At 68.4% G+C, this 26365-nt stretch carries 21 protein-coding genes; 8 read left to right on the top strand and 13 right to left on the bottom strand.

Annotated elements, in window-relative coordinates; translation table 11 throughout:
• Positions 1-46: 46 nt before the first annotated feature.
• From IU459_RS05245 to IU459_RS05230, 4 genes are read left to right on the top strand one after another with little or no spacing between them, the layout of a single operon-like run.
• Entirely contained in the window at positions 47-1411 is a 1365-nt protein-coding gene (locus tag IU459_RS05245) for a glutamine synthetase family protein (protein WP_228837410.1), read from the top strand.
• Complete coding sequence (locus IU459_RS05240) at positions 1392-2138, top strand: gamma-glutamyl-gamma-aminobutyrate hydrolase family protein (RefSeq protein WP_195128316.1); 747 nt, start codon at positions 1392-1394, stop codon at positions 2136-2138. The genes IU459_RS05245 and IU459_RS05240 overlap by 20 nt, the downstream gene beginning before the upstream one ends.
• Entirely contained in the window at positions 2135-3496 is a 1362-nt protein-coding gene (locus IU459_RS05235) for an aldehyde dehydrogenase family protein (protein ID WP_195128315.1), read from the top strand. Before IU459_RS05240 ends, IU459_RS05235 begins: the two co-directional genes overlap by 4 nt.
• A complete protein-coding gene (locus tag IU459_RS05230) occupies positions 3493-4287 on the top strand; it encodes a 3-oxoacyl-ACP reductase (RefSeq protein WP_436838032.1) in 795 nt (264 codons plus the stop codon). Before IU459_RS05235 ends, IU459_RS05230 begins: the two co-directional genes overlap by 4 nt.
• Before the next feature lie 368 nt (positions 4288-4655).
• Here the strand turns inward: IU459_RS05230 and IU459_RS05225 are convergent, their stop codons facing one another.
• Both IU459_RS05225 and IU459_RS05220 read right to left on the bottom strand, forming a co-directional pair.
• Positions 4656-5693, bottom strand: coding sequence for a HEAT repeat domain-containing protein (locus tag IU459_RS05225; RefSeq protein ID WP_195128313.1), 1038 nt, complete (start codon positions 5691-5693; stop codon positions 4656-4658).
• On the bottom strand, positions 5687-6364 hold the full coding sequence (locus IU459_RS05220; protein WP_195128312.1) for a HEAT repeat domain-containing protein: 678 nt from the start codon (positions 6362-6364) through the stop codon (positions 5687-5689). The genes IU459_RS05225 and IU459_RS05220 overlap by 7 nt, the downstream gene beginning before the upstream one ends.
• Positions 6365-6863: 499 nt before the next feature.
• Between IU459_RS05220 and IU459_RS05215 the strand changes: the two genes are divergently transcribed.
• Positions 6864-8156 (top strand): MFS transporter, encoded by a 1293-nt coding sequence (locus IU459_RS05215; protein WP_195128550.1) that lies wholly within the window; start codon positions 6864-6866, stop codon positions 8154-8156.
• A 59-nt stretch (positions 8157-8215) separates the two neighbouring features.
• On the opposite strand, the gene IU459_RS05210 is transcribed toward IU459_RS05215, so the two are convergent.
• Entirely contained in the window at positions 8216-8380 is a 165-nt protein-coding gene (locus IU459_RS05210) for an HNH endonuclease (protein WP_324198746.1), read from the bottom strand.
• 118 nt (positions 8381-8498) lie between these two features.
• On the opposite strand from IU459_RS05210, the gene IU459_RS05205 reads away from it, so the two are divergent.
• The gene (locus IU459_RS05205) at positions 8499-8915 is read left to right on the top strand and encodes a hypothetical protein (protein WP_195128311.1); all 417 of its coding nucleotides are present in this window, start codon (positions 8499-8501) and stop codon (positions 8913-8915) included.
• A 622-nt stretch (positions 8916-9537) separates the two neighbouring features.
• Complete coding sequence (locus tag IU459_RS05200) at positions 9538-10725, top strand: AAA family ATPase (RefSeq protein WP_324198745.1); 1188 nt, start codon at positions 9538-9540, stop codon at positions 10723-10725.
• A gap of 62 nt (positions 10726-10787) precedes the next feature.
• Here the strand turns inward: IU459_RS05200 and IU459_RS05195 are convergent, their stop codons facing one another.
• From IU459_RS05195 to IU459_RS05185, 3 genes are all read right to left on the bottom strand, one after another.
• Entirely contained in the window at positions 10788-11024 is a 237-nt protein-coding gene (locus IU459_RS05195; protein ID WP_195128309.1) for a hypothetical protein, read from the bottom strand.
• Positions 11021-11404, bottom strand: a complete 384-nt coding sequence (locus IU459_RS05190; protein ID WP_195128308.1) for a hypothetical protein — start codon at positions 11402-11404, stop codon at positions 11021-11023. The genes IU459_RS05195 and IU459_RS05190 overlap by 4 nt, the downstream gene beginning before the upstream one ends.
• Before the next feature lie 86 nt (positions 11405-11490).
• Complete coding sequence (locus IU459_RS05185) at positions 11491-12060, bottom strand: TetR/AcrR family transcriptional regulator (RefSeq protein ID WP_195128307.1); 570 nt, start codon at positions 12058-12060, stop codon at positions 11491-11493.
• A 99-nt stretch (positions 12061-12159) separates the two neighbouring features.
• Between IU459_RS05185 and IU459_RS05180 the strand changes: the two genes are divergently transcribed.
• Positions 12160-12597 carry a DoxX family protein gene (locus tag IU459_RS05180; RefSeq protein WP_195128306.1) on the top strand — a complete coding sequence of 146 codons (438 nt, stop codon included), beginning with the start codon at positions 12160-12162 and terminating at the stop codon, positions 12595-12597.
• Between the two features lie 311 nt (positions 12598-12908).
• Here IU459_RS05180 and IU459_RS05175 read toward each other — a convergent pair whose 3' ends face one another.
• The 7 genes from IU459_RS05175 to IU459_RS05145 are packed head-to-tail and all read right to left on the bottom strand — an operon-like array spanning position 12909 to position 26151.
• On the bottom strand, positions 12909-13712 hold the full coding sequence (locus IU459_RS05175) for an SDR family oxidoreductase (protein WP_195128305.1): 804 nt from the start codon (positions 13710-13712) through the stop codon (positions 12909-12911).
• A gap of 11 nt (positions 13713-13723) precedes the next feature.
• Entirely contained in the window at positions 13724-14686 is a 963-nt protein-coding gene (locus IU459_RS05170) for a DUF1702 family protein (protein WP_195128304.1), read from the bottom strand.
• Between the two features lie 15 nt (positions 14687-14701).
• Positions 14702-15205 carry a flavin reductase family protein gene (locus IU459_RS05165; protein WP_195128303.1) on the bottom strand — a complete coding sequence of 168 codons (504 nt, stop codon included), beginning with the start codon at positions 15203-15205 and terminating at the stop codon, positions 14702-14704.
• Positions 15202-16368, bottom strand: a complete 1167-nt coding sequence (locus IU459_RS05160) for an enediyne biosynthesis protein (protein ID WP_195128302.1) — start codon at positions 16366-16368, stop codon at positions 15202-15204. The genes IU459_RS05165 and IU459_RS05160 overlap by 4 nt, the downstream gene beginning before the upstream one ends.
• Complete coding sequence (locus IU459_RS05155; RefSeq protein WP_324198744.1) at positions 16365-18377, bottom strand: CRTAC1 family protein; 2013 nt, start codon at positions 18375-18377, stop codon at positions 16365-16367. Before IU459_RS05155 ends, IU459_RS05160 begins: the two co-directional genes overlap by 4 nt.
• On the bottom strand, positions 18374-19831 hold the full coding sequence (locus tag IU459_RS05150; RefSeq protein ID WP_195128301.1) for an aminotransferase class I/II-fold pyridoxal phosphate-dependent enzyme: 1458 nt from the start codon (positions 19829-19831) through the stop codon (positions 18374-18376). The genes IU459_RS05155 and IU459_RS05150 overlap by 4 nt, the downstream gene beginning before the upstream one ends.
• A complete protein-coding gene (locus tag IU459_RS05145; RefSeq protein WP_195128300.1) occupies positions 19828-26151 on the bottom strand; it encodes a type I polyketide synthase in 6324 nt (2107 codons plus the stop codon). The genes IU459_RS05150 and IU459_RS05145 overlap by 4 nt, the downstream gene beginning before the upstream one ends.
• Between the last annotated feature and the right edge of the window lie 214 nt (positions 26152-26365).

Below are 26365 nucleotides of genomic sequence, written 5' to 3'. Positions count from 1 at the left end.
CGTTTTGCTCTAGCGTGAGCACGGTTGGTGCCGAGAGGGGTCGTGGATGCGTAGCGGGATGCTGAGTGTGGCGCAGTTGCGGGACCATGTCGACACGGGGGAGATCGACACCGTGCTCGTCGCGATGACCGACATGCAAGGCAGGCTGCAGGGGAAGCGCTGCGCGGCACGCTATTTCCTGGACGAGGTGCTCCAGCACGCGACCGAGGCGTGCGGCTACCTGCTCGCGGTGGACGTGGACATGGCGACAGTCGACGGCTACGCCCTCTCGTCCTGGGAGACCGGGTACGGGGACGTCGTGCTCCGGCCGGACCTGCGCACGCTGCGGATGGTGCCGTGGTGGCCGGGCACGGCGCTGGTGCTGTGCGACGTGGAGCACGTGGTGCCGCAGGGGCGGCCGGTCGCCGCCTCGCCGCGCCAGGTGCTGCGCACGCAGCTGGACCGGCTGGCCGAGCGTGGACTGCGCGCGTTCGTCGGGACCGAACTCGAATTCCTGGTGTTCGAAGACAGCTACGAGGCGGCCTGGAACGCCGGGTACCGCGGGCTGACACCGGCCAACCAGTACAACGTCGACTACTCGATGCTCGGCACCGGGCGGATCGAGCCGCTGCTGCGGCGCATCCGGAAGGAGATGGACGGGGCGGGGCTGTACGTCGAGTCGGCCAAGGGCGAATGCAATCCCGGCCAGCACGAGATCGCGTTCCGGTACGACGAAGCCCTGGTCACCTGCGACAACCACAGCATCTACAAGACCGGCGCGAAGGAGATCGCCGCCCAGGAGGGGCGCAGCCTCACGTTCATGGCGAAATACAATGAGCGCGAGGGCAATTCGTGCCACATCCACCTGAGCCTGCGGACCGAGGCGGGTGAGCCGGTGTTCGCGGGCGACGGAGCCGACGGAACGTCGGCGCTGATGCGGCATTTCATCGCGGGCCAGCTGGACTGCCTGCGCGAGTTCGCCTACCTGCTGGCCCCGAATATCAACTCCTACAAGCGATTCGTGGCGGGCAGCTTCGCGCCCACCGCGATCGCGTGGGGCCGCGACAACCGGACCTGTGCGATCCGCGTGGTGGGCGAGGAGCACTCGCTGCGGTTGGAGAATCGCGTGCCGGGCGGGGATGTGAACCCGTATCTCGCCGTCGCCGCGCTCATCGCGGCGGGCCTGCACGGCATCGATCGGCGCCTTCCGCTGGAGCCGGAATTCCACGGCAACGCCTACCGCTCGGAGCGCCCGCGCGTGCCCCACACGCTGCGCGAGGCGGCCCAGCTGTTCGGGGACAGCACGGTGGCGCGCGCGGCGTTCGGTGATGATGTAGTGGAGCACTACCGCAACGCGGCCCGCGTGGAGCTGGACGCCTACGACGCCGCGGTCACCGACTGGGAGCGTATCCGTGGTTTCGAACGACTCTGAGGTCGCGGGAGCCCGTCCCGTGATCGGCTTGCCCACCTATGTGGAGCAAACCCGCTTCAACGCGTGGGAACTGCCCGGCGCGGTGCTGCCGCACGCCTACGTCGACATGGTGGTGGCCGCGGGTGGCATCCCGGTGTTGCTGCCGCCCGCAGGGCCGGCGCGTCCGGAGCTGGTGCGGCGGCTCGACGGGTTGCTGCTCACGGGCGGCGCCGATATCGATCCGGCCCGCTACGGTGGGTCCTCGGCGGGGCTTCCCGGCTACACCAGGCCGGATCGCGACGAATCGGAGTTCGGTCTGTTCGCGCTGGCCAGAGCCGCAAGCATGCCGATTCTCGCGGTGTGCCGCGGGCTGCAGCTGGCGAATGTGGCACTCGGCGGCACCTTGATCCCCCATCTGCCCGACGCCGTCGGCCACGAGGAGCATTCCGGCGTCGCGGGCGGATTCACCGCCACCCGTGTGCTGACCGCCGCGGGCAGCCGGGTCGCGGAACTCGCCGGTCCGGAGGTGAAGGTCTCCTGCCACCACCATCAGGCCGTGGACCGGCTCGCGGACGGTCTGACCGCCACCGCTCACGCCGCCGACGGCACGATCGAAGCCGTGGAGGCATCCGACGGGTCGTTCCTGGTGGGTGTGCAATGGCATCCGGAGGCCGACGCCACCGATCGCCGGTTGATCCGGGCCCTGGTCGAGGCGGCGGACACCTACCGAAGGGAACTCGACTCATGACGACAGCGCACGTGGTCAACCCGGCGACGGAACAAGTCGTCACGTCGGTCGAGCTGCTCGGCGAAGCGGAGACCGACGCAGCCATCGCCGCGGCCCAGCGCGCTTCGGTCGCGTGGCGCGAGGTGGCGCCGGGCGATCGGGCCCGGCTGCTGCGCCGGTTCGCGGAAGCGGTCGACGCGGACATCGAGCACCTCGCCGGGCTCGAGGTCGCGAACGCCGGGCACACCATCGGCAACGCGCGCTGGGAGGCGGGCAACGCCCGCGACGTGCTGCACTACGCCGCCGGGATGCCGGAACGATTGCTCGGCAATCAGATCCCGGTCGCGGGCGGGGTCGACATCACGTTCCATGAACCGCTCGGCGTGGTCGGGGTGATCGTGCCGTGGAACTTCCCGATGCCGATCGCCGCGTGGGGGTTCGCGCCCGCGCTCGCGGCGGGCAACACGGTGGTGCTGAAACCCGCCGAGCTCACGCCGTTGACCGCGCTGCGGCTCGGGGAACTCGCGCTGGAGGCGGGACTGCCCGAGGGCGTGTTCCAGGTGCTGCCCGGCAAGGGCTCGGTGGTGGGGCAGCGGTTCGTCACCCATCCCGCGGTACGCAAGGTGGTGTTCACCGGCTCCACCGAGGTGGGCAAGCAGATCATGGCGAGTTGCGCGCGCCAGGTGAAGCGGGTGACGCTGGAACTCGGCGGCAAGAGCGCGAACATCGTGTTCGCCGATGCCGACTTGGAGCGGGCGGCGGCGACGGCGCCGTACGGCGTCTTCGACAACGCCGGGCAGGACTGCTGCGCCCGCTCTCGGATCCTGGTGCAGCGCAGTGTGTTCGACCGTTTCCTCGAATTGCTGGAACCCGCGGTGCGTGGCGTCCGGGTCGGCGATCCGTCCGACGAGTCCACCGAGATGGGCCCGCTGATCTCGGCTGCGCACCGGGAGCACGTCGCCGAGTTCGTGCAACCGTCGACCAAGGTGGCGTTCACCGGGAACGCGCCGGACGGCCCCGGATTCTGGTATCCGCCGACGGTGGTGCTGCCCGGCGCGCCCACCGACCGGGTGCTCACCGAGGAGGTGTTCGGCCCGGTGGTGGCGGTGCTCCCGTTCGAGGACGAGGCCGACGCGCTGCGGATCGCCAACGACACGGACTACGGCTTGTCCGGGTCGATCTGGACCAGCGACGTGGGCCGGGCGTTGCGGGTGGCGCGCGGTGTGGAGGCGGGCAACCTGTCGGTGAACTCGCATTCCTCCGTGCGGTATTGGACGCCGTTCGGCGGTTTCAAGCAGTCCGGGCTGGGGCGTGAACTCGGGCCGGACGCCGCGCTCGCGTTCACCGAGACCAAGAACGTCTTCCTCGCCACCCAGTGACCCCAGCACATCCGACAGGAGATACGTTGCAGCGCTTACAGGATCGAGTCGCCGTCGTCACCGGCGGCGGGAGCGGTATCGGTCTGGCCACGGTCCGCCGTTTCGCGGCCGAGGGGGCGAAGGTGGTCGTCGCCGACATCGACGCCGAGACCGGCAAGGCGGCGGCCGAGGAGGTCGCAGGGCGGTACGTCCAAGTGGACGTCACGGACGAAGCCCAGGTCGAGGCGCTGTTCCAGACCGCGGTGGACACCTACGGCGGGTTGGACATCGCGTTCAACAACGCGGGCATCTCGCCACCGGACGACGACTCGATCCTCACCACCGGCATCGATGCCTGGCGCCGCGTCCAAGAGGTCAATCTGACCTCGGTGTACCTGTGCAGCAAGTACGCGATCGGGCACATGCTGGAGCGCGGCAAGGGGTCGGTGATCAACACCGCGTCGTTCGTCGCGGTGATGGGCGCGGCGACCTCGCAGATCTCCTACACCGCTTCCAAAGGCGGGGTGCTGGCCATGAGCCGGGAACTCGGGGTCCAGTTCGCTCGCAATGGCATTCGGGTCAACGCCCTGTGTCCCGGTCCGGTGAACACGCCGCTGCTGCGCGAATTGTTCGCCAAGGATCCCGAGCGCGCCGCCCGCCGCCTGGTGCACGTGCCGCTCGGGCGGTTCGCGGAACCAGAGGAAATCGCGGCGGCCGTCGCGTTTCTGGCCAGCGACGATTCCTCGTTCATCACCGCCTCGCAGTTCCTGGTCGACGGCGGCATCGCGGGTGCGTATGTGACGCCGCTGTAGTTCGGCATACGCGCTGGACGTCGGCAGACGCATCGCCGTATTCTGCGGATCGGGTTGCATGTCCGAGAGTTCGCGCGCCGACACCGGGTCGCCGTCGATGAGCCGGAATTCGGCCGGGCGCTCGACCCGCGACATGCGACGCACACCCGGGCGTGGCCTCCGCTGCCCAGACCTCCGTCCCGGTAGTGCGACGCGCCCGAACCTCCGATGTGCCCGAGGTCTAGTTCGTATCAGTCGGTGGTGTCCAGCTGCGACCTGCGACCGAACATGTGCCTGTGCGGCGGCGGTGTGGCGTGTCGGGCGGTGACTGCTGGAGTTGTGTCGGTGCGCTGGTCTCTGTGGCGACACCGCGTAGGCCGATACGTTGTTTACCGACCTGCGGTGTCTCGGGTTACCTCGTCCAGCCGTTCTTCGAGCATTACCACGAGGGCCGAGGCGATGTGGGCCACGGCCCGATCATCGTCGTGGACCAGTTGCCGCAGGACTTCCAGCGCGATGGTCCCCGGCATCTCGGCAAGGGCCTGCGTCAGTCGAATCCGCACCCCCGAGTCCGCAGTGTGTGCGGTGAGTTCGCCGACCAGCGCACTCATGATCCGGTCTGCCCACTCGGCGTCCCGTGCCAGGGTTCCCAGGATTTCGGCCGCCTCGACGTCGTTCGGGCCCTCGACCACCGTGTCGACGAGCGTCGGCACGGCGCAGGTCATGCCCCGCGCGCCCAGTGCCAGAGCAGCGCGTCTGCGGATGGTCGGGTCGGCGTCCGCGAGCGCGTCCGTGAGCACCGCGGTCGCCTCCGCGCCGGACAGCTCCGCGAGCGCTAGGACGGCGCGCCGCCGGACGTCGACGTTCTGCGAGCCCATGCCGGAGGCCAGGCTCGCCACAGCGGAACCCTCGGCCCGCGCGAGGGCCCACCTGAGGGCCCCGGCGACGTACGGATCGGATTCGGTGAGGACGGCCTCGGCCAGCAGCTCGGCGGGTACCGAAACGTCCTCGGCCGGGGACAGGATGGCCTGCTGCCGCCGGGCGGCGCTCGGTGAACCGAGGCCGTGCAGGAGCTCGACGAGGCGCAGGGCGTCCTGCCAGTCGGCGGGTTCGGCCGCATCGACCGCGCGCAGACGCTCGAGGAGCTCCCGCTCCCGGTTCAGTCGTTCTTCGGTCTTTCGGATGAGGTCGCCTACCAGTGCGGACGGGGTGAATCCGGGATCGTCGAGAGCACGTCCGATCTGGCTCAGTGAGAGTCCCAGGGATCGCAGCCCCTCCACGTGGAAGATCCGCCGGATGTCTTCGGGGGAGTATTCCCGGTAGCCGCCCACGGTGCGGCCGGTCGGTCGTACCAGCCCGAGAAAGTCGTAGTGCCTGAGCATCCGGGCACTCACACCCGAGCGGCGCGCCACTTCACCGATCAGCACGCAGTTGCCTCCTCCTTGTCCGGACCGAGCGCGACGACCCGTCTCGCCTCATCGACAGCGAGGTAGAAACCGGAATCCGGGTCGCGCAGCAGCCGCTCGGTAGCGCTGGCATGCGCACGCACCATCGGGTCGTGACTTGTCATCGCGGTTTCGAGGACCGGCTCGATCACGTCGCCGAGCGCGACGAGGGCACGGCTCAGACTCAGCCGTACCTCCCGGTCACCGCGGCCGAATTGAGTGGCAAGTTCCGTGGCCAGACCTTCCTCCTCCCCGTCGGGCACTAGCACAACGGCAGCGCGCCATGCACTCCTCGCGACCTCGTCGTCGGCGTCGTGCAGCAATGACTTTGTGATTGCCGGCCACGCGTTCGGGTCCCCGATCTTGGACAGCGTGTGCAACGCTTGGCTGCGGGCCTGTGCGCCTTCGGAACCAAGTTCCGCGCGGAGTTTCGGAACCGTGATCTCCGACGGGATCCTGGTCAGCGCCCACGTGAGCATATCGCGCACGAAGAAATCCGGCTCGATCGCGCACCGTTCTACGAGCGCATCGACGTAACCGAGCTGGGGATGCGTGCCTGCTGCCAGGGCCGCCGCGAGCCGCGTCGACGAGTTCTCAGCGGCCAATGCGTCGAGTAGCCGTGTGCCTTGTGGATTCCTGTGTGTCGAATTCATCGGGACCACCTCCGGCAGCCAGTGAAGACCTTGTCACAATGACAATGTCAAGCTCACGGGCGGTCTGTCGCACTCGATTGCGTTGCGTCGGTGGATCGCGGAAACCTTGTGCCACAGCGTCGACCACGTGCCCGCGGTATTGCGTATCGGCCGAGGGCGTCCGGCGGCATTCTTCGACTGGAATGCGTCTGCATCGGGGCGTGTTGGTCGGGAGGGCGCGACGCCGCGTTCTGTCGGGCCCCCACGCACGGGTGGCTCATTTGTGACTGGCGTCACAAAGTTGGTGAATCGGCAGTTCATCGCGGCTATTCCAGAGTTCGTCCCGGGGTGCTCCTGTTTGCTGAGTGGGAAACCTGGGTATCGCCCTGTTTCGTGCCGAACCTCCGGAAGCCAGGAGCCGGAGGTGGAACGAATCAAGGTCCGTGTACGGGCTGGAGAGGACGTGCACGTGACCACATCCGAGAGTTTCCCGCTGCGACGGTCCGTGGCGGCCTCCGCCATGGGCAACGCCACCGAGTGGTTCGACTACGGCGTCTATGCCGCCACCGCGACATATCTCACCGACGCGTTCTTTCCCGGGGAATTGGGGACGCTCGGCACCATGCTCGGCTTCGCAATCTCGTTCGTGCTCCGGCCGCTCGGCGGCATGGTGTGGGGACCGCTCGGTGACCGGATCGGTCGAAAAGCCGTGCTGGCCACGACGATTCTGCTCATGGCCGCGGCAACCGGCGCCATCGGAATGCTGCCCACCCATGCGACCGTCGGTGTGCTCGCGCCGGTCCTGCTGATCACCCTGCGTGTGGTGCAAGGGTTCTCGACCGGCGGTGAATATGGCGGCGCCGCAACTTATCTGGCCGAATGCGCGACCGACCGCAGGCGCGGGTTCCTCGGCAGTTTCCTGGAGTTCGGCACGCTCGCCGGTTTCGTCGGCGGGTCCGCGACGGTGCTGGCCTGCCAGCTCGTCCTCGGCTCGGACGCCATGCACGACTGGGGCTGGCGCATCCCCTTCCTGATCGCCATCCCGCTCGGCCTGACCGGCTGGTATCTGCGGGCCAGGCTGACCGAGAGCCCGGTGTTCAGCGAGGTCGCCGAGCACAAGCATCCGCCGGGCGGGCTGCGCGAAGTGCTGACCACCTACCGGCGCGAGACTCTCACACTGGCCGGATTGGTCGTCGCGCTCAACGTCGTGAATTACACGCTGCTCACCTACCAGCCCACCTATCTGCAGCACACGATCGGCATGGGCGAGTCGGCGACCACCGCGATGATGCTGGTCGGGCAGCTGGTGATGATGCTGGTGCTGCCGTTCTTCGGCCGGCTGTCCGACGGCGTCGGGCGACGCCCGATGTGGCTGTTCTCGCTGGTGGGTCTCGCGGTGCTCGCGGTGCCGATGTACTGGCTGATGGGTCAGGGCACCGGCTGGGCGATCACCGGGTTCATCGTGCTCGGGTTGTTCTACGTGCCACAGCTGTCCACCATCAGCTCCACCTTCCCGGCCATCTTCCCGACCCACGTCCGCTACGCTGGCTTCGCGCTGGCCTACAACGTCTCCACCGCGGCCTTCGGCGGCACCGCCCCCCTGATCAACGAAGCGGTGATCGAGGCCACCGGCTGGTCTCTGTTCCCCGCCGTCTACATGATCGGCGCGTCCCTCATCGGCCTGATCGCCTGGACCTTCCTCCGCGAAACAGCCGGAACCTCCCTGCGCGGGACCGGGGTTCCGGACGCGGGCGAGCCTGTCCCGAACGTGCCTGCCCAACCGGCATCCGGGGTCGCTTCACCCGCTCCGTGAACTCCTCAGATGTTCCTGTACATGCGAGGAAATGAGCGCTTACCGCGGGCATAATCCGGTCAGATGCGGGCTCCCTTTTCGAGATTGCGTCTTCGGCACAGGATTTGGAGGTTCGCGACGCTTGTAGCGCCACCTCGGCTCAATGGGATTATGTGGTCGAATTCGAGGTAGTGGTCAGCATTGGCAGCACTTGCCGCCAACTCGCTGCCAGATTCTGATTTCACGTCCGGCGGTATCGCCCGGGGGCAGCGGTGATCCAGAGCATGGATACAGCCGGTCACGCATGGTGACCGGCACCATGATCGCCTGTTCGCGCCTACGCTGGCGTGTGCGAGTCTCCGAGTGACCGAGCGACACTGGGACGAGGCTGACACCACCGCAAGACGGCTCGGCCACAACTATCACCATCCATGGACGATGTTCGGGACCGCCAACGTCAAGCTGCACGGAGTGACCCTCGCAGCCGACCTCTCGAAAGCGTCGGAAGCCCGCCACCGCGCCGAGAATATCGACCCCGATGAGATCCCGAGCAGGGAGCGACGGGGGCGGCTCGGTGTCGAGATTGCTCGGAGCTATCACCAGCGGCGCGATTATTCAGCGATGCTGCATTGGCTCGAGCAGGCTTACCAGACCTCGGCGGATTCCGTGCACTACTCCCCGTCTGCACGGCAGATGATCGCCGAGGCAGTGGATAGGGGTGGCGTACTCATCAGTCGGCGAGCACGGTCGATGGCCGGCAGTGTCGGTCTGACCCGCTGACTTGGGGGTGCACACTGCACCCCCTCCCGCACAGGATCACTGCGCGGCCCCGCCAGTTGCACGAGCATCGGATGCTGATTCGGCCTCGACGCGAGATTGACCCCGCGAATGTCTTTCTGCGGCTGGGGTCCTCGATCCATGACGAACTGCACCCAGGGGGTTCTATGTCCACGCCGGCAATCGCGGAAGCGCTCGGCCGCTGCCACTACCCGCTTCGACTACGCCGCCTGCCGCACTGCCGCACTCCGCTTCATCGAAGAATGGCACGCTGCAGAAATACGACCCTGAGCTAGTTTGTAGTGGTACAGTTCTATAAACTGCAACCCTACAAACTGTGAGGAAGGTCGTGCGGAAACCTGCGGACATGTTCGATCGTGACTACGAGTGGTCGGCGCTGACCCGCTTCGTCTCGGACGAGCAGCCAGGTGCGACGCTCGGAGTGGTCTCGGGCAGACGCCGCCAGGGCAAGACCTTCCTGCTGGAAGCGATCTGCCAGGCGGCGGGAGGGTTCTACTTCGGTGCGACCGAGGCCACCGACGCCGAATCGCTGCGGCGCATCAGCACTGCCTTGACTGCTCATGTCCGGCCTGCGAGCCCGTTCCATTTCCATGATTGGGCGGAGGTGATCGACACGCTGCTCAGCCTGGGGGTTGAGCGGCCGGTTCCCGTCGTCATCGACGAGTTCCCCTACCTCGCGAAGGCGAATCCGGAGCTTCCGTCGGTCATTCAGGAGGCCCTGCGGCCCTTGCGGGAACAGCGAAAGAACTCACGGACTCGGTTGCTGCTGTGCGGGTCCGCGCTGTCGTTCATGGGACGAATCCTGTCTGGTAGCGCGCCTTTGCGTGGCCGCGCCGGGCTCGAGTTGCTGGTTCGTCCGCTCGACTATCGTTCGGCGGCCGAGTTCTGGGGAATCACGGACGCCCGTCTGGCGCTACAGGTCAATGCCATCGTCGGAGGTACCCCTGCGTATCGGCGGGAGTTCGCGCGTGGCGATGCCCCTACCGGCCCCGAGGATTTCGACGACTGGGTTGTTCGAACTGTCATGAATCCGGAGACGCCGCTGTTTCGCGAGCCGCGATATCTGCTGGCTGAGGAACCTGAATTGCGGGACACCGCGCTGTATCTCTCCGTGCTCGGTGCTGTCGCGGACGGCAATGCGGCGCGCGGTGGCATCGCGAGCTACCTGGAGCGTAAGGCGGCCGATATCGCCCATCCCCTCAATGTTCTCGAAGATGTCGGACTTCTATACCGTGACGCCGATATCTTCCGCGACAACAGATCCGCATATCGCATCTCTGAGCCGCTGATTCGGTTCTACCACGCGATCATGCGTCCGGTCTGGGATCAGCTCGAACGCCCTGGAAGTGCGAACCGCGTGTGGCGTGCGAGCGGCCGCAGGTTCGCCAGCAACGTATTGGGGCCGCATTTCGAACAGATCTGCCGGGACTGGGCGCTGCACCACGCCGATCCTGAACTGTTCGCCGAAATCCCGGCCAAAGTCGGCCACGGGGTAGTGCACGACGCCCGCACTCGAACAAATTACGAGATCGACGTCGCCGTCATCGGGATATCGGACCGGGGCAAGCCGCCGCTCCTGGCGATCGGTGAGGCGAAGTGGAACGACACGATGGGGCAGGGCCATCTCGATCGTCTCAGGCACATCCGGGATGTCGTCGCCCGAAACGGCCGGTACGACACCAGCCGAACTCGACTGCTGTGCTTCACCGGTGGCGGTTTCAACGACAATGCTAGAAGGGCGGGGGAGTCGGGCGACGTCACACTCATCGACCTGCCGACGCTATATGAATGAGTGCACGACATGCCTCTGCATGCGGGCAAGCGAGCGTGTATGCGAGCAATGGGCGGGACACCTTAGCTGGTGGCGGACCAGACTGTCACCACCGCCGTATAGGCATAGGTGGCGTCGTTGAACGACAGTTCAGTGATGAAGGCGATGGGATTGCCCACGGTCTTGACGCAGTAGCCGCTGTCCTTGCTGAGGGCTACCGATTCCACGGCCTGGGTGGAGATGACATCTGCGCACTGCTGCCTGGTGGGCTTGGTCAGGGCAATGAGTTCCCGGGTATGCGATGTCGAATTTCCCTTCATGGAGAGGGTGACTCGGTGCCCGCGGGCTGATCGTCCTCCTCCGGCCAACCGTCCTCGATGACCAGCCGCCCGTCCTGGAGTGCGTCCGTGTACTGGTCGGCGACCATCGTGGCCGGGTAGGTGGGCCAGTAGGAGACCGCGCCGGTGGCTTTGTCGATGACGCAGACCGAGCCGCCGACTACCACCGGCGCGTTGGGGTCGGCATGCGGCGGCCTGTCGAAGACGGCGACGGCGACGAAGCAGATATCGAATTCTGTTATGCGGTAGGTGATTCCGTGTGCGGCGTGGTCGGCACCGGCGAGGTAGCGGTCGGCGATTCGGTGCGCCTCGGGGAGGTCCACCGGCGTCGGCGCCTCGGTCGGGTAGGCGTGGATGTCCATGTGTCGACGGCAGCCGGGGTGGGGCCGCCTGCTCCTTCCGGATGTCCAGCTAACACGGTGGCGGCTCGGCGCACGACGGTTTCCGGTCAGTCGAGCCGGACGGTGGACAGCATCGTACGTGCGAGGACCTCGGGATCGGGATCGGTGACGAGCGCTGAATTATGCAGGGCCCCTTCGCGCCACAGCGAAGCGAAGCCGTGTACCAGGGACCATGCGGCGAGCTGGGTCGCCTGCTGGTGCTTGGGGCTGTGCTCCGGCTGGATCGCCGAGACGCCCGAGCGCAGGGCCGTGCCCGAACGTTCCCGCGCCGCCTGTAGTTTCGGGTCGTCGGCGTGCAGAAGGCTGTGGCGGTACATCACGTCGAAGTGCCCGGGATGCTCGCGCGCGAAGCGAATGTAGGCGACCGCGACCTCGCGGAAGTCCCCGGCGGCCTGTTCGAGTCGTTCGGCCAGCAGCGCGAAGCCCTCGGTGGCCAGCGCCGTGAGCAGGCCCGCTCGATCGCCGAAATGATGGGCGGGCGCGGCGTGCGAGACGCCCGCGTGCCGGGCCAGGTTGCGCAGGGAGAGTGCGTCGACGCCGTCGGCGGCGATGCGCTCGGCGGCCGCGGCCAGCAGTGCCGCGCGCAGATCGCCGTGGTGGTAGCTGTCCTTCGCCATACCTCGATGGTGACGGATCATCTAGACATTGACAAGTTCATGCGCATGAGCCTAATCTTGCCACTGTCAAGATTTGCTCTCGATCCCACAGGAGTCCCGATGGCACCGCTGGTTGTCCTCGCCGTCGTCACCGCAACCGCCCGGCTCATCGGCTGGCTGATCGGCCCCGGCTGGCTCGATTCCTGGGCGCACGCGACCGCGCTCGGGCTGGCCGCGATGTTCGTCCTCACGGCGAGCGCGCATTTCCTCCAGCCGCGTCGCGACGCGCTGATCGAAATGGTGCCGCCGCGACTGCCGAATCCGCCCGCGCTGGTCACGCTGACCGGCGTGCTGGAAGCCGCGGGCGCGGTCGGCCTGCTCATCCCCGCGACTGCCGACCTGGCGGCGGCCTGCCTGATCGCGCTGCTGCTGGTGATGTTCCCGGCGAACGTCCGCGCCGCCCGCGCCGACCTCGGCATCAAGACCATGCCGCTGCCGCTGCGGACGCTGATGCAAGTCGTCTTGATCGGGGCTTGCGTGGTCGTCCTGGTCGGCTGAACACGACGAAGGCCCGCCCGCGCACCGGAACCCGATGCGCGAGCGGGCCTTCGCCGCCGACGTGTCCACCTGCACCGTGCTGCGGCGGCTGACCGAGCCCCCCGGAACAGCACAATGCCACTGGGACCTGCCTGGCCGGGTATCGGCGGCGGACGCCGACCGGCGCGAACGTTCACTCCGGACCGATCGCCTTGCCGACGTGACCGCCTGCACCGTGCTGCCGCGGCTGACCGAGGCCCCAGAACAGCGCAATGCCACTGGGACCTGCCTGGCCGGGTACATCGGCGGCGGACGCCGACCGGCGCGGACGCTCAGTCCGCCCCGAGCGCCTTCGCGATGGTCCGGCGCAGGAACGGCCGCGCCAGATCCTCGGGCAGGTTCGCCCAGGCCAGGAAGAACCGGGTCAGCGGATCGAGGGCGATGTGGTGCTGCCCCCGCTCCAGCCCGCGCACGGCGGCCTCGGCGACCCGCTCGGCCGACATCGGCTCGATCGATCCGGTGACGGCCTTGGTCTCCACCGGCTTGCGCAGGTTCTCCTTGGCCAGCCCGGGTGTGTCGGTGTCGGCGGGGTAGATCACCGTGACGTCCACGCCCTTCGGCTCGACCTCGTAGCGCAGACAGAGTGCCAACTGCCGGATGCTCGCCTTGGTCGGACCGTAGCCGCTGTAGCCGGGGATGCCGAGGAACGCCGAGGTCGAGCTGACGAGAAGGATCTTCCCCCGCGACCGTTCGACCATGCCGGGCAGGACCTGACGTACCGCATGCACGGCGCCGAGGTAGTTCGCCGACATGTGGACCTCGAACTCGCCGGGGTCCACCTCGAGAAACCGGCCGGGCAGCGTGAGTCCCGCGCAGCACGCGATGACCTCGCACGGGCCGTTCCGATGCTCCAATTCGGCGATGGCGGAAGCGAGTTGGTCCGGACGCGTCACGTCCGCGGCGGCCCAGTCCGCACCGAGATCTTTGGCGGTGTCGCGCAGCGGCAGTTTCCGGCGCGCGATGATGGAGACTCGCGCACCACGCCGCGCGAAGGCGCCAGCCACCGCGGCGCCGATCCCTTCCGATCCGCCCGTGACGATGACGTGCTTGCCGACCCAGTCGCTGCCCCGTGCCATCGCGGCGATCCTCAGGCTCGGCTCGCGGTGACGATCTCGGCGATCCGGTCCCGCCACAGCAGGTAGGTGCCGGACGTGCCGTCGTCGGGCAGGCCCTCGAGCGAATTCTCGATCAGCGCATCAGTTTTCGCGACCGTAGTGCCGCAGAACACTTGCGCGGCCGCCTCGCTGTGCTCGTTGACGCTGTCGGTCTGCTGCCGGATCCGCGCCACCATGGCCGAACCCAAGGAGAGCTGCGGACGGAATTCACCGGCCAGGTCCCAGACTTCTTCCATGGCGTCGGGTGTGACACCGCCGGCGAAGGTGACCGCGATGCCGACGCCGCTCCACAGATCGGCGTGGCGCTTCGGGTCGAACTCGTTGATCATCCGCACGACACCGGCCGGGCTGCCGCCGCCGATGAACCACAGCGCACGGCCGGTGCCCTGAGTCATGATGCGCTGGAGATTTTCTCGGTCACCGAGCCAGCCGGGGAACCGGTTCTCGACATGCTTGTCGCGCACGTACCGCTGCATCTGGAAGAACGCCTTGAAGAAGCCATAGCCGTCGATCGCGAGCCAGCGGAACAGGGGTTGCTCCGGAAAGACCTTGCTCCACCGGAACTTCGGGATCTTCGCCATCGCCAGGCCGACCCCGACGTACATGGTCAGGGCGTACTGACTGGCCGGGCCGCTGATCAGTTCCGCGGCCCGGCGGCCGGGGGACAGCGAGTCGATCGCGGTGAGACCGACCGCGGCGCCCTCGTAGGCGAACCCGCGGTACTTCGGCGGCACCGCGAGCAGCGCGGCGATCAGCTCGTCATTGTTCGAGCTGCGCACCGCGGAGTCGATGCCGCTGACCAGATGCATGGTCACCTGCTCGAGCTCGAGCGCGGTCGCCTGGTCGGGCTGCTCGAATCCGCTCATCACTCGACGGACACTGGCCGGGCTGGGGACGAACAGGGCCGCGCGCAGCGGACCCAACGGCGAGGACATGGGGTTCTCCAATCGTCAAGGGATTCGAGGGATGAGAGGACGAAAGCCGCCGTCGAAGAACGTCAGCGCTCCCGAGGCGGCCAGTTCGGCGTCACGTTCGGCGTGTACGACTTCGCCGATGACGATGCTGTGGTCGCCGCTGTCGAAGACGGTGTCGAGCTTGCACTCCAGGCCCGCGGCCGCGTTCGCCAGCATCGGCGCGGCGGTGTGCGGTCCGGGAAACCACTCGACCTGGTCGAATTGGGCGCTGCCGTCGGGGCGCGCCGAGTCGGCGAAGTACCGTGCCACCGGCTCCTGTCGGGCCGAGAGCACCGAAACGGCGAACGCGCCCGCCTCGTGGATCGCCCGGTGCAGGCGCGCCGTGTGGGCGACGCACACCAGGATCAGCGGGGGATCCAGCGAGACGGACGTGAACGCGTTGGCGGTCATCCCGTGCGGCCGTGGCCACCCGGTGGTGACCACGGTGACACCGGTGGTGAAAGCGCCGAGCACGCGGCGCAGCTCGGCGCTGTCGGTCATGGGCGGGCCGCCTCCGTCGCCAACTCGGCGGGCTCGTCCTCATCCGGGGCGACCGGGCCTGACGGCTCCGGTGTGCTCGGCGTCTCCGAGCGCTGCTGCCACCATTCGACGCCACTGCGCACCCACCAGTAGATGCCGCGGGCCGAACACACGATGACCAGTGCGAAGAACAACCCGTACGAGATGTGCAGCGCGGTGACCACGCCGTACAGGATGCCGACCGACGCGCCGAACATGATCTGCTGCTTCTTGCCCGACGGCGTGGTGCCGGGGTCGGTGACCATGTAGTTGGAGAACAGCACGAACGCCAGTCCGGTCATCATGCTCAGACTTGCCAGGATCGAGATGTTGGGTTCGAAGATCCCGCGCACGATGGCCTGTAACGCGAACGCGGTCACCCACGCGAAGATCAGCGGCATCTTCTTCGTCAGCTTGGCGTTCAGCATGGTGCCGGTGGTCAGCAGGAGCAGCACGATGATCGCGTCCGGCGGTCCGGAGATGTACTCGGTGAAGTGGTACGGCGGCGCCACCGAGATCATCGGGAATACCAGGAAGGCCACCACGATCCCGAAATTCGACGGGTTCATGAAGTGCCGCCACTTGCCGTTGATCTTGGCGCGCAGCACCCACTTGGCGCCCACCGCGACCACGATGCCGAAGATCACCGGCCACAGCTTGTCGTGTGCGAACACCAGGAAGTTGAACGCCAGGCCGGTGATGTGCGCGGGCAGCAGGAACTCGAACATCCCGCGCGGGCCGCGGCCCATGAAGGCGGGCGGCCGCTTGTACGCCCAGGCGGCGAGGACTTCCAACCCGATTTCGGTGGAGTACGCGGTGGCCAGCGCGATGAACGGCCACAGGAACGGCTGCTCGAAACCGAGTAGCGGGAAGCCGATCACATTGAAGATCGTGATCGAGATGGCGAAGTTGCGCAGCGCCAGGTATCGCGGATCTTTCGTGGGCGCGGGCGCTTCCACCCACTCCTTGGCGAACTCGGTGCCCGATTTCTGCAGGGCCGAGATACGTTCCGCGGTGGTGGTGGGGGTGCCGTTGCCGCCGTTGGCCGCGGCGCTGCCGTTGCCGTCCCGGCTGCCGGTGGTTTCGGGATGTCCGTTCGACGCGGCCACCGCGTCGCCCGGATCCTTCTTGTCGTTGTCGCTCATCGCTGCTTGACCTCCTGCGCGTCCGAGGCGAGGTTCACGGTGTGCCAGCCCGGCGCGAGCTGGAGGGTTTGTTCGTGCGGTGTGCCGTTGTTTTCACGCCAGCGGATCACGACGTTCAGCGGGGCGGCCGGATCGACCTCGCCGAGGCCGAGATGCACTTCGGTCGCGCGCTTTCCGGTGTGCCCGCTGCCGCCGTCGACGTAGCTGGTGATCAGCCGGCCATCCGGCGTGCGCACCTCGACTTGGGCATCCACCGCGGGAATGCCCTGGACCGGGAGCCCGGCCGCGGTGGTCGTGGTGGTGGTGCCCTCCCAGGTCGGCTTGACCAGCTTGAGGCCGAGGAACTGGCCGTTGTTCGCCTTGTTGTTGTGGTAGAAGGTCGGATCGCCCCACTGACGGGCGACGGCGAAGCTGAGCGCGCCGTTGCCGGAGGTGTCGCCGACGGCGATGCCGCGCGAGGGAACCGGGGTGTCCATCCCGAGCGCGTGGGTGAGGTTGGCGAACTTGCCGTCGTCACCGCGGCTGAAGAAGCCGACCGGATCACTGCCGGCCAGATCGGCGTCCGCGCCGACCACCGGCCAAGCCCACGGGTACTTGACCAGTTCGTCGTTCATGGTGCCGAGTTCCTGGATCTGCGGCCACCGGTTGGTGTCGCCCTTGATCATGCCGGTGGCCTGGATCAGCTCGTTGCGGCCGTCGTTGTCGAAGTCGCCGGTCTTGGCGTCCCAGCCCCAGGTCTCCCAGGCCAGGCCGACATCGGTGCCGCGGTTCTCGAACGGCGCCACGCCCTCGGCCAGCTGACGCGCGGCGTCCGCGGTGTCCTCGGCCGTGTTGTACCAGGCGAAGTGACCTTCCATCAGCGCGAACCGCACCGCGATGTTGCTGACGAACAGGTCCGGCATGCCGTCGCCGTTCAGATCGCCGAACTCCGCGGCCATGCCCTTGTCCGAATCATGGCCCATCACATACGACTTCGGGTCGGTGAGGCCGCGCTGGCCTTCGGCGAGATGGAATCGGATGTCACCCGGCTTGGACTGGTTGACGAACAAGCGGTCGCGCCCGAAGTCGTTGGCCACGTAGAGCTCAGGGAGCTGATCGCCGTTGAGGTCCCTGGACGCGGCGGCCAGCGCCCATCCGGTGTCCGTGCCGATCGGGAACGGATTGGCCACCTCGCGGAAGTCGGCGGTCGGCTCGTCGCCCGACTTGGCGGAGGCCAGCGTGAAGATCCTGGCCTTGCCGCCATTGCGCGCGTTGGACAGCGAGTCGCTCATCCGCAGCGCGAGCTTGGCGTCGTCGGTCAGCACGTCCATGTCGGGGAAGTACTGGCCGAGGAAGATGTCCGGCTTGCCGTTGCCGTCGAAGTCGGCGACCGAGACCGCCGCGGTGATCCAGCGCTGACCGTTATACCTGCCCGCCGGGGCGTCGGAAGATGGAACCAGGTCCACCGGACGGAATGCCTTGGTGTCCAGTCGGTTGGCGTTCGCGCGCTGCAGGTAGAGGATCGGCGTGCGGCCGTAGAACTGAACGAGCGCATCCATCCGGCCGTCACCGTTGAAGTCGCCGGGGGTGCAGCCCGACGGCACGGTGGACTCGTCGATGGGCAGCGGCTTCGGGTCCAGCACGAACGGCTCGTAGCGGCTGGTGTTGCTGTCCGGCGTCGGGCTCAGGAAGACGGTGTCCGAGCGGGGATCGACGACGCACAGATCGTCGGCCAGCCGGTTGCCGTCGAAGTCGTTCATCGCGATGGCCGCGCCGATCGAGGAGATCCAGGCCGCCAGGTGGTCGTAGGCCGGACGCACGTCGCGAATCTTGCGATCGGTCGGCAGGCCCTTGGGCTGGGCGATGGGCATCGCGGTGAAGTCGAACTTGCTCGCGATCGGCCCGCCCGCTTCGTCGTGGATGGGCAGCAGCGACGAACGCGCAGGGATGAACAATGAGCCCATCAGCAGCAGTGCCACCCCGGGCACCACGGCTTTTCGGAGGAGGGATCGGTTGATGGGAATTTTCACGAGCGCTGTTCCTCCTCATGGGCGAGAATGAGTTGCTTTCCCGCGGTGTCCGCGAGACCGTCGAGCACCTCGCGCAGCGTGGCCAGCGCCTGGTCCATTTGCTGCTCGGTGTGCCTGCAGTTGATGAAGAACCGCAGCCTTGCCTCCCCGGCCGGGACGACCGGGTGGGTGATGGCGTTCACGCTGAAATCGCGCTGCAGCATCGCCAGCGCGGCCAGCACGGCCGGTTCGTCGGCGCCCGTCATGACCGGGATGATCGGCGAATCCTCGGACGTGCCGATGTCGAAGCCGTATTCCTTGGCGCGGCGGTGGAAGTACTCGCTGTTGTGCCGCAACTGCGTCACGCGCTCCGGCTCGTCACGCAGTACCTCTAGCCCGGCCAGCGCGGCCCCGATGGCCGAGGGCGCGGGCGCGGCGGTGTACATGCTCAATCCGCCCGCCACGTATTTGAATCCATCGACCAGCTCGCGGTTGCCCGCGAGATAGCCGCCGACGCTGCCCAGTGCTTTGGAGAGGGTGCCCATCCAGACGTCAACGGCGTCGCCGGGCAGATCGAACAGTTCGCGCACTCCGTGCCCGGTGGCGCCGAGCGTGCCGAACGAATGCGCCTCGTCGATCATGATCGAGCAGTCGTAGCGCCGGGCCACCTCGATGATCTCCGGCAGGCGCACCACGTCGCCGTCCATGCTGTAGAGGCCCTCGATGATCACCATTGCGCGGTCGAAACTGCGCCGTGACATCTTCAGGATCGTCTCCAGCGACTCGGGGTCGTTGTGCCGGAACGAAACCCGCTTGCACCGCGCCCACTCCGTGCCGGAGACGACGCTGTGGTGGATCAGTGCGTCGCAGACGGCGAGATCACGCTTGCCGAGCAGGAATCCCACCGCGGCGGCGTTGGTGAGGTAGCCGCTCGCGGTGACCAGTGCGGTCTCGGTGTCGTAGATGCGGGCGATCTCGGCTTCCAGCTCCCGGTAGATCGGCAGCTCGCCCGCCACGATGCGGACCGCGGCGGCGGAGGTGCCGTACTGGTCGATCGCGTCCTTGGCCGCCTGCCGCACCCGCGGGTCGGCGGCCAGGTCCAGGTAGCCGAAGCTGCTGAAGTTCACCACGTCCCGGTCGGCCATCCTGGTCACCGCGCCGCTGACGCCCTCGTGCGGCAGGTAGTACGGGTTCACCAAGCCGATCTGCTGGACCCAGGTATCGAACCGCCCGAACCGCTGCCCGGCCTGCAGCACGCCGGGGTGGTCCCGGAAGGTGGTGTGCGCGACCCCGCGTCCCGCACCGTTGCCGTTCGTCGCCGCGGTCGAGGTGGCGGTCGCGGCGCCGTTCGCGACGTCGGCGGAGCCGTTCGCCGCATGCGCCCCGTTCGCGGGCGCCGTAGCGACGCCCGTTTCCCCGCCCGTGTGCCTGGCCAGCAGTGCCCGGGCCAGGTCACGGGAGTTGTTGCCGGTCAATTCGTCCTCGCTCTCGCCGCACGCTCTTCTTCTTGGGCAATCTGCTCGGCTATTCGCGCGCCGAGCCCGCGCAACGTCAGGCCGATCACCGCCAGCACCGACAGCTGGGTACCGAGCACCTGCACGACACGTGCGGCGAACTCCATACCCATCAGTGAGTCCATGCCGAGCTCGGGCAGCGGAGTGTTCAGATCCACGGTCTCGGCGTCGACTCCGAGCACCGCGGCGAGCTGTTCGGCGAGCAGGTAGGCGACCACCTCGCCGCGCTGCTCGACAGCCAGCTGCAGGATTTCCGCCCGCAGCGCCCCGGCCCCGGATGCGCTTCCGCCCGCGGCCGCGACCTGCTCGGCGAAGCGCGGCGTGCGCGCGGACGCCTGGTGCGCCAGTGCCCACTGGCCCCAATCCACGTCGAACACCACGGCCTGGGGCAGGTCCAGCCGCAGGCATTCACCGAGCAGGTCGGTGGCCAGATCCATGTCCACCGAGCGGTAACCGGTCCGCTCCGCGTACCGCATGACCGCCTCGTAGTCCGCCATCCCGCCGCCACCGCTCATGAAGCCCCAGTTCACCGCCAGTGCGGCGGCGCCGCGGGCGCGCCGGGCGGCAGCGATCATGTCGAGCACGGAATTGGCTGCCGCGTAGCCGAATTGCGGCAGGATGCCGATGACGCTGCTCGCCGAGGAGAACAGCACGAACATATCGAGGTCGATGTCCGCGGCGGTGATCGCGGTGTCCAGGTTCAGCGCACCGGCCACCTTCGGCCCGAAGATCTCCGCCAGCGACTCGGCGGTGATCTGCGGAACCTCGCGGTTGTTCACCACTCCCGCGGCGTGGAACACCCCACGCAGCGGGTGGCCGCTGCGCTGGATGCGCTCGACCAGCGCGGCGACGGCATCGTAGTCGGCCATGTCGAGGCGTTCCTCGACGACCTGCACTCCGGCGGCGGCGAATTCGGCCATCGCGGCCCCGGCCGCATCCCCGCTGGCGCCGCTGCGCCCCGCCAGCACCAGGCGACGGGCGCCGACGCGGACCAGCCAGCGCGCCGTAGCCAGACCGAACGCGCCGAACCCACCGGTCACCAGGTAGCTGCCTTCGGGATCGATGCGCACGCCGGGCCGCTTGGGCAGCACCACCGGATTCGGCTCGCGCAGATCGAGGACCACCCGGCCGGTGTGCTTGGACCGCACCACGGTTTCGAATGCCTCGGCCGTCGCGTCGAGCGGAAACGCGGTGTAGGGCAGGTATTCGTAGATGCCCCGGACGCACGCTTCGGTCACCCGGCGAATCCCGTTGCGGACGATTTCCGGACGCACGGCCAGGATGCGGTCCATGTCCACGGCGAAGAACGACAGATTGCGGTCGAACGGGCGCAGGTCGATGGTCCCGCCGCCGTAGATGTCGGCCTTGCCGATCTCGATGATCCGCCCGAACTCGGCGGCCACGCGCAAGTTCTGCTGGAGGATCTCGCCGGGAGCCGAGCTGTAGACCACGTCGACGCCGCGCCCGCCGGTCAGGGCGAGCACATCGTCGACGAAGCTGATCGAGCGCGAATTGATCACCTCGTGCGCTCCGAGCGCCGTGGCCATCGCGCGCCGCTCGTCCGAGCTCGCCGTCGCGATCACCCGCGCGCCGCGGTTCACCGCGACCTGGACCGCCGCCATGCCCATGCCGCCCGCCGCGCCGTGCACCAGCACCGTTTCGCCTGGTTGCAGGTGCGCGAGGTCATCGAAGGCGTACTCGGCGGTGAGGGCGGGCAGCGCCGAGCTCGAGTGGCAGGGGTCGATCTCCGCGTCCACGAAGTCGAGCGGCATCGTGGCGCCGTCGTCGGGCCGGATGGTGAGGTAGCGCCGGACCATGTCCCTCGTGCACACCGACATCCGGTCGCCCACCGCGACTTCGGTAACGCCGGGGCCGACCCGCTCGACGACGCCGTAACCGTCCATGCCCAATGTGGTGCCGAAATACGTTCCGGCCAGCTCTTTCTCGGTGAGCACGCCGAGCACCTTCAGCGCGTCCTTGTAGTTGAGGCCGACCGTTTCCACCCGGATCTCGATCTCGCCGGGCCCCGGCGCGACCCGGTCCGCAGCGCGCCAGGCCAGATCCGTCAGCATGCGCGAACGCGGAATCTCCAGGCGGAAAGAGGATTCCGGATCGGCCAGCGGCGCCGGCTCGTCCCAGCTCGCCAGCCGCTCGCGCAGGGACCGGCGTAGGTGCAGAGCCCAGCACGCGCCCGCGCGCAGCGCGACTTCGTCGGCCGACCCGTCGCCGAGCACTTGATCGACGATGTCGGCGGCGCGGGTGGTGGGTTCGGTGTCCACCAGCCGCCACTGCACCGCGGGCTGTTCGTTGCGCAACGTGCGCCGCGCGCCGGTCAGCGCCGCCTGTGCGGGCTGCGCGAAATCGTCGGTCGGCAGGCAGAAGGCCCGCTCGGTGACGACCACCGCGCGCACCTCGGCATCCGGGGATTCGCGATCCTCCTCGCCCATCACCAGCTCGCCGACCGCCTTGGCGACCAGGGCGAGCCCGTAGGCGTTGGGCACGGCGTCCAGTTCGGCGCCGGATACCACGACGAGGCGTGTGCGCGCCACGTCGGATCCCTGCGCAGCGGCGTGCAAAGCGGCGAGCACGTGGTCGGCGGCGTCGGTTTCCTCCGGCACCAGGGTGAGGATCTCGGACGCGGTACGGGCGCCGGCGATTTCCTTCGCCCGCTGCGACACGGTGCTGCCCAAGCTGACCACGAGCAGGAACTCCGCGCCGTCCGCTGGCTCGTCGGTGGCCGGGGCGTCTTCGACGATGGACCACACCGGCTCGTAGAACAGCTCGTCGAGCTGGTCGTGCAGATCCGGCTCGGCCGCGAGGCGCGCGAACCGGACGCCCGAAAGCGTCAGCACGACAGCGCCTTCCGGCGACGCGACGGTGATGTCGGCGCACAGCGGATCGCCGTCGACCCGGCGGACCAGGACCACGGCCTGCTCCGGCAGCGGCCCGGTCCAGCGGACCCCGGCGACCGAGGACGGCACCACGACGCTCGCACCCTGCGCGGTCTGGGCGTAGAGGGCGGCGAAGCACTGCAGCGCGGCGTCGACGGCGGCGGGATGAGCCAGGTGCGGCACGCTCGGCGCGCTGGCGGTCAGCGGGGTGAGATCGAGCCGGGCCAGCACGGCGTCCGCGCCGACCTGAGCCGCGGTGATCAGCCGGAAACTCGGGCCGTAAGCCAACCCGTGCGCGGCGAGTCCGTCGTAGAGCGTCGCCGCCGCCACGTCCACCGCGCCCACCGGCGCGGTGAGGTCGATCGTGCGCGCGTCGACGTCCGCCTCGATCAGCCTGCCGTGCGCGTTGACCGTCCAGGTGGTGCCGGTGGCGGTGCGGGAGTGCAGGGTGAACCGGCGGGTGGTCTCCTCGACGGTGAGGCGCAGCACCGGCACGTCGTGGCGGCCGATCACCAGCGGCGCGACGAACTGGACCGATTCCAGCCCGAACGTCGAGCGGCCGGTGCGGACCGCGACGGCGCTGAGCGCGGCGTCCAGGTAGGCCGCGCCCGGTAGCACGACCGACCCGTCCACCACGTGGTCGGGCAGCCACGGCAGGGCGGCGACGGACAGCTCGACCTGCCACTCCGGCGCGGACGCCGCGGTGCGCTGGCCCAGCATGACGTACCCGTCGGTGGCGCCGAGGCGATCGGCTTCGGTGGCGGGGTCCTCGCTCCACAGGGTGCGCCGCTGCCACGGGTAGCGCGGCAGATCCAGATGCGGCGCAGGGGTTTCCGCCGCGCCGGGCGCGGACGTGGTGTCCAGCCCGCCCGCCTGGTACAGCTGGCCCACCGCGCGCAGCAGATTGTCGTGGTCGTCGGCGTCGCGGGAAAGCGTGCTGATCGCCGCGCCGTCCAGGCCGCGACGCACGAACGCCTCCCGGATGTTGCCGCTGAGCACCGGGTGCGGCCCCACTTCCAGGAAGACGCGGTGACCGGCGTCGAGCAGGCTGTCCACGGCAGCGCCGAACAGCACCGGCTCGCGCACGTTGCGGCACCAGTAGGCAGCGTCCCAGTCCGGACCGGAGAATTCGCCGCCGGTGACGGTGGACCAGATCGGCACCCGCGCGGACTGCGGCGCGAGATCGGCCAGCACCGTGGTGAGATCACCGAGAATCGGGTCCATCAAATGGCTGTGGTACGGCACCTCGACACGCAGCGCCTTGGCGAAGACGCCCTCGTCGGTGAGTTCGGCCCGGATCCGGTCCAATTCGGCCGGATCGCCGGACAGCGTGGCCGCGGAATGGCTGTTGACCGCCGCGACGCAGACGCCGTCGACGCCCGAGAGACGCTCCCGCAGTTGCTCTTCCGACAGCCCGACGGCGAGCATGCCGCCGGTGCCCGCGGTGGTCGCCTGCAGCCTGGCGCGGTGGTAGCTCACCAGCAGCGCGTCGCGCAGCGACAGCGCACCCGAGACATACGCCGACGCCACCTCGCCGACGCTGTGGCCGACCACCGCGGCGGGGCGGATGCCCAGTTCGGCCAGTTCCGCGGTGAGCGCGGCCTGTACCAGGAAGTTCGCCGGCTGGGCATAGGCGGTCTCGGTGATCCGCGACTCTTCTTCCGGACGCAGGAGTTCCTCGACGATCGACCATCCCGCGATCGCACGGAAGACCTCGTCGATCGAGCGTGCCGCGGCGGCGAAGTGACCGCCGGCCTCGAGCAGGCCGCGAGCCATGCCCCACCACTGCGGGCCCATCCCGCTGAACACGAATACCGGCTCGGTGGATCCGGCGGTGAGTGCGCGGGCGGGCGACTTGCTCGCGCCCGCGGCGAAATCGGCCAGCTGGGCGCGCAGGTCGTCGCGGTCGCGGTAGGCGAACGCCGCGCGGATCGGATGATGCGCGCGCTGGGTCCATGCCGCCTCGGTCACCGCGCCGACGGGCGCGGTCTCGGTCAGCTCGTGCAGCTGGGTGGCCATGGTGCGCAGCGCGGTCTCATTGCGCGCCGACAGCGGCAGCACCGTGATCGAGCTCCGCTCGGCATCCACCCCGGACGCTTCGGGCGCGCGGGTGAGGATGGCGTGCGCGTTGGTTCCGCCGTAGCCGAAGCTGTTGACCGCCACCGCGGCCTGCCCGTCTGAGTTCGGCAGCGGCTCGGTTTCCAGCGGAATCCGTACCCGCAGCTCGTCGAACCGGATCTCCGGGTTCGGGTTGTCCAGCCGCAGCTGCGGCGCGATGACGCCGTGGTGCAGCGTCAGCGCCGCCTTGATGACGCCCGCGACGCCCGCGGCGGCTTCGGTGTGCCCGATGTTGTTCTTCACCGAACCGACCGGCAGCGGCTCGTCGCGGCCCTCGATCGCGCCGTACACCGCACCCAGCGCGGACAATTCGAGCGGGTCGCCGACCGGGGTTCCGGTGCCGTGCGCCTCCACGAAGCGGACGTCGTGCGGGTCGATGCCCGCCAGCCGGTGCACCCGGCGGGCCAACGCCGCCTGCGCGTCCGGGTTGGGCACCGGGATGGCCAGCGTGCGGCCGTCCTGGTTGACGCCGCTGCCGCGCACCACCGCGTAGATCCGGTCGCGGTCGCGGACGGCCGCCTCCAGCGACTTCAGCACGACCGCGCCCGCGCCCTCGCCGCGGCCGTACCCGTCGGCCGCGGCGTCGAAGGACTTGCACCGGCCGTCGACGGAGAGGAAGCGCCCCTTGCACATCGAGATGAACGCCTCCGGCCGCAGCATCGCGTTGGCGCCGCCGACGATAGCCGTCTCGCATTCCCCCGACTCCAGGGCGAGCACCGCCTGGTGCAGTGCGACCAGTGACGACGAGCAGGCGGTATCGATGGTCATGGTGGGACCGAGCAGGTCCAGCAGGAACGCGATGCGAGCCGACAGCAGGGTGTGCGAGGAACTGGTCGGGCTGTGGCTGTTGATCGAGGCGCGGGACACCGATCCGCTGCGCACCAACGCGTTGTCGTTCATGAAGCCGCCGACGAACACGCCGACCTCGCGGCCGCTGACCCGCCCCGCCATCCCGGCGTCGTCGAGCGCTTCCCAGGCGACCTCGAGCAGCAGCCGCTGCTGCGGGTCCATGATGGATGCCTCGCGCTGAGAGATGCCGAAGAAGTCGGCGTCGAACTCCCACAGCGGCTGGGTCAGGAATCCGCCGTGCCTGGTGTATATCCGGCCCGGCGCGTCCGGGTCCGGGTCGTAGAACTTCGCCAGATTCCAGCGGTCCGGTGGCACTTCCACGATGCCGTCGCCTTTGCGCACGACGAAGTCCCAGAACGAGGTCGGTCCATCGATGCCACCCGGAAAACGGCAGCCGATACCGACAATTGCTACATTGGGCATGCAAAATCCCCTGATGCTCAGGTATTCGAAAAACGCCCGCGGTTTCGGATACGGCGCCATCGAATCAGCGTGGAGACAACCGGAATGAGACGCCGGCAAACATGTTGCGTCGCAGGCGCCGTCCGGAGGTGAAGTAGTTCCGTGGTCGGAGGTCAGTGTCCACCCATGGTAGGAGCGCGGATTCGCGAAGGTCAATACGGAATCGTGCGGTACA

The organism is Nocardia amamiensis, from assembly GCF_015477605.1.
Classification (GTDB): domain Bacteria; phylum Actinomycetota; class Actinomycetes; order Mycobacteriales; family Mycobacteriaceae; genus Nocardia; species Nocardia amamiensis_A.
Note: the sequence above shows the minus strand (reverse complement) of the source record. Positions and strands in the feature narration are given on the sequence as shown.

Excerpts from the sequence above, each read along its gene's own strand:
- IU459_RS05245 (WP_228837410.1), top strand. The coding sequence starts at position 47 with ATGCGTAGCGGGATGCTGAGTGTGGCGCAGTTGCGGGACCATGTCGAC.
- IU459_RS05235 (WP_195128315.1), top strand. The coding sequence starts at position 2,135 with ATGACGACAGCGCACGTGGTCAACCCGGCGACGGAACAAGTCGTCACG.
- IU459_RS05220 (WP_195128312.1), bottom strand. The coding sequence starts at position 6,364 with ATGAATTCGACACACAGGAATCCACAAGGCACACGGCTACTCGACGCA.
- IU459_RS05215 (WP_195128550.1), top strand. The coding sequence starts at position 6,864 with ATGGGCAACGCCACCGAGTGGTTCGACTACGGCGTCTATGCCGCCACC.
- IU459_RS05195 (WP_195128309.1), bottom strand. The coding sequence starts at position 11,024 with ATGAAGGGAAATTCGACATCGCATACCCGGGAACTCATTGCCCTGACC.
- IU459_RS05190 (WP_195128308.1), bottom strand. The coding sequence starts at position 11,404 with ATGGACATCCACGCCTACCCGACCGAGGCGCCGACGCCGGTGGACCTC.
- IU459_RS05185 (WP_195128307.1), bottom strand. The coding sequence starts at position 12,060 with ATGGCGAAGGACAGCTACCACCACGGCGATCTGCGCGCGGCACTGCTG.
- IU459_RS05180 (WP_195128306.1), top strand. The coding sequence starts at position 12,160 with ATGGCACCGCTGGTTGTCCTCGCCGTCGTCACCGCAACCGCCCGGCTC.
- IU459_RS05175 (WP_195128305.1), bottom strand. The coding sequence starts at position 13,712 with ATGGCACGGGGCAGCGACTGGGTCGGCAAGCACGTCATCGTCACGGGC.
- IU459_RS05170 (WP_195128304.1), bottom strand. The coding sequence starts at position 14,686 with ATGTCCTCGCCGTTGGGTCCGCTGCGCGCGGCCCTGTTCGTCCCCAGC.
- IU459_RS05165 (WP_195128303.1), bottom strand. The coding sequence starts at position 15,205 with ATGACCGACAGCGCCGAGCTGCGCCGCGTGCTCGGCGCTTTCACCACC.
- IU459_RS05160 (WP_195128302.1), bottom strand. The coding sequence starts at position 16,368 with ATGAGCGACAACGACAAGAAGGATCCGGGCGACGCGGTGGCCGCGTCG.
- IU459_RS05145 (WP_195128300.1), bottom strand. The coding sequence starts at position 26,151 with ATGCCCAATGTAGCAATTGTCGGTATCGGCTGCCGTTTTCCGGGTGGC.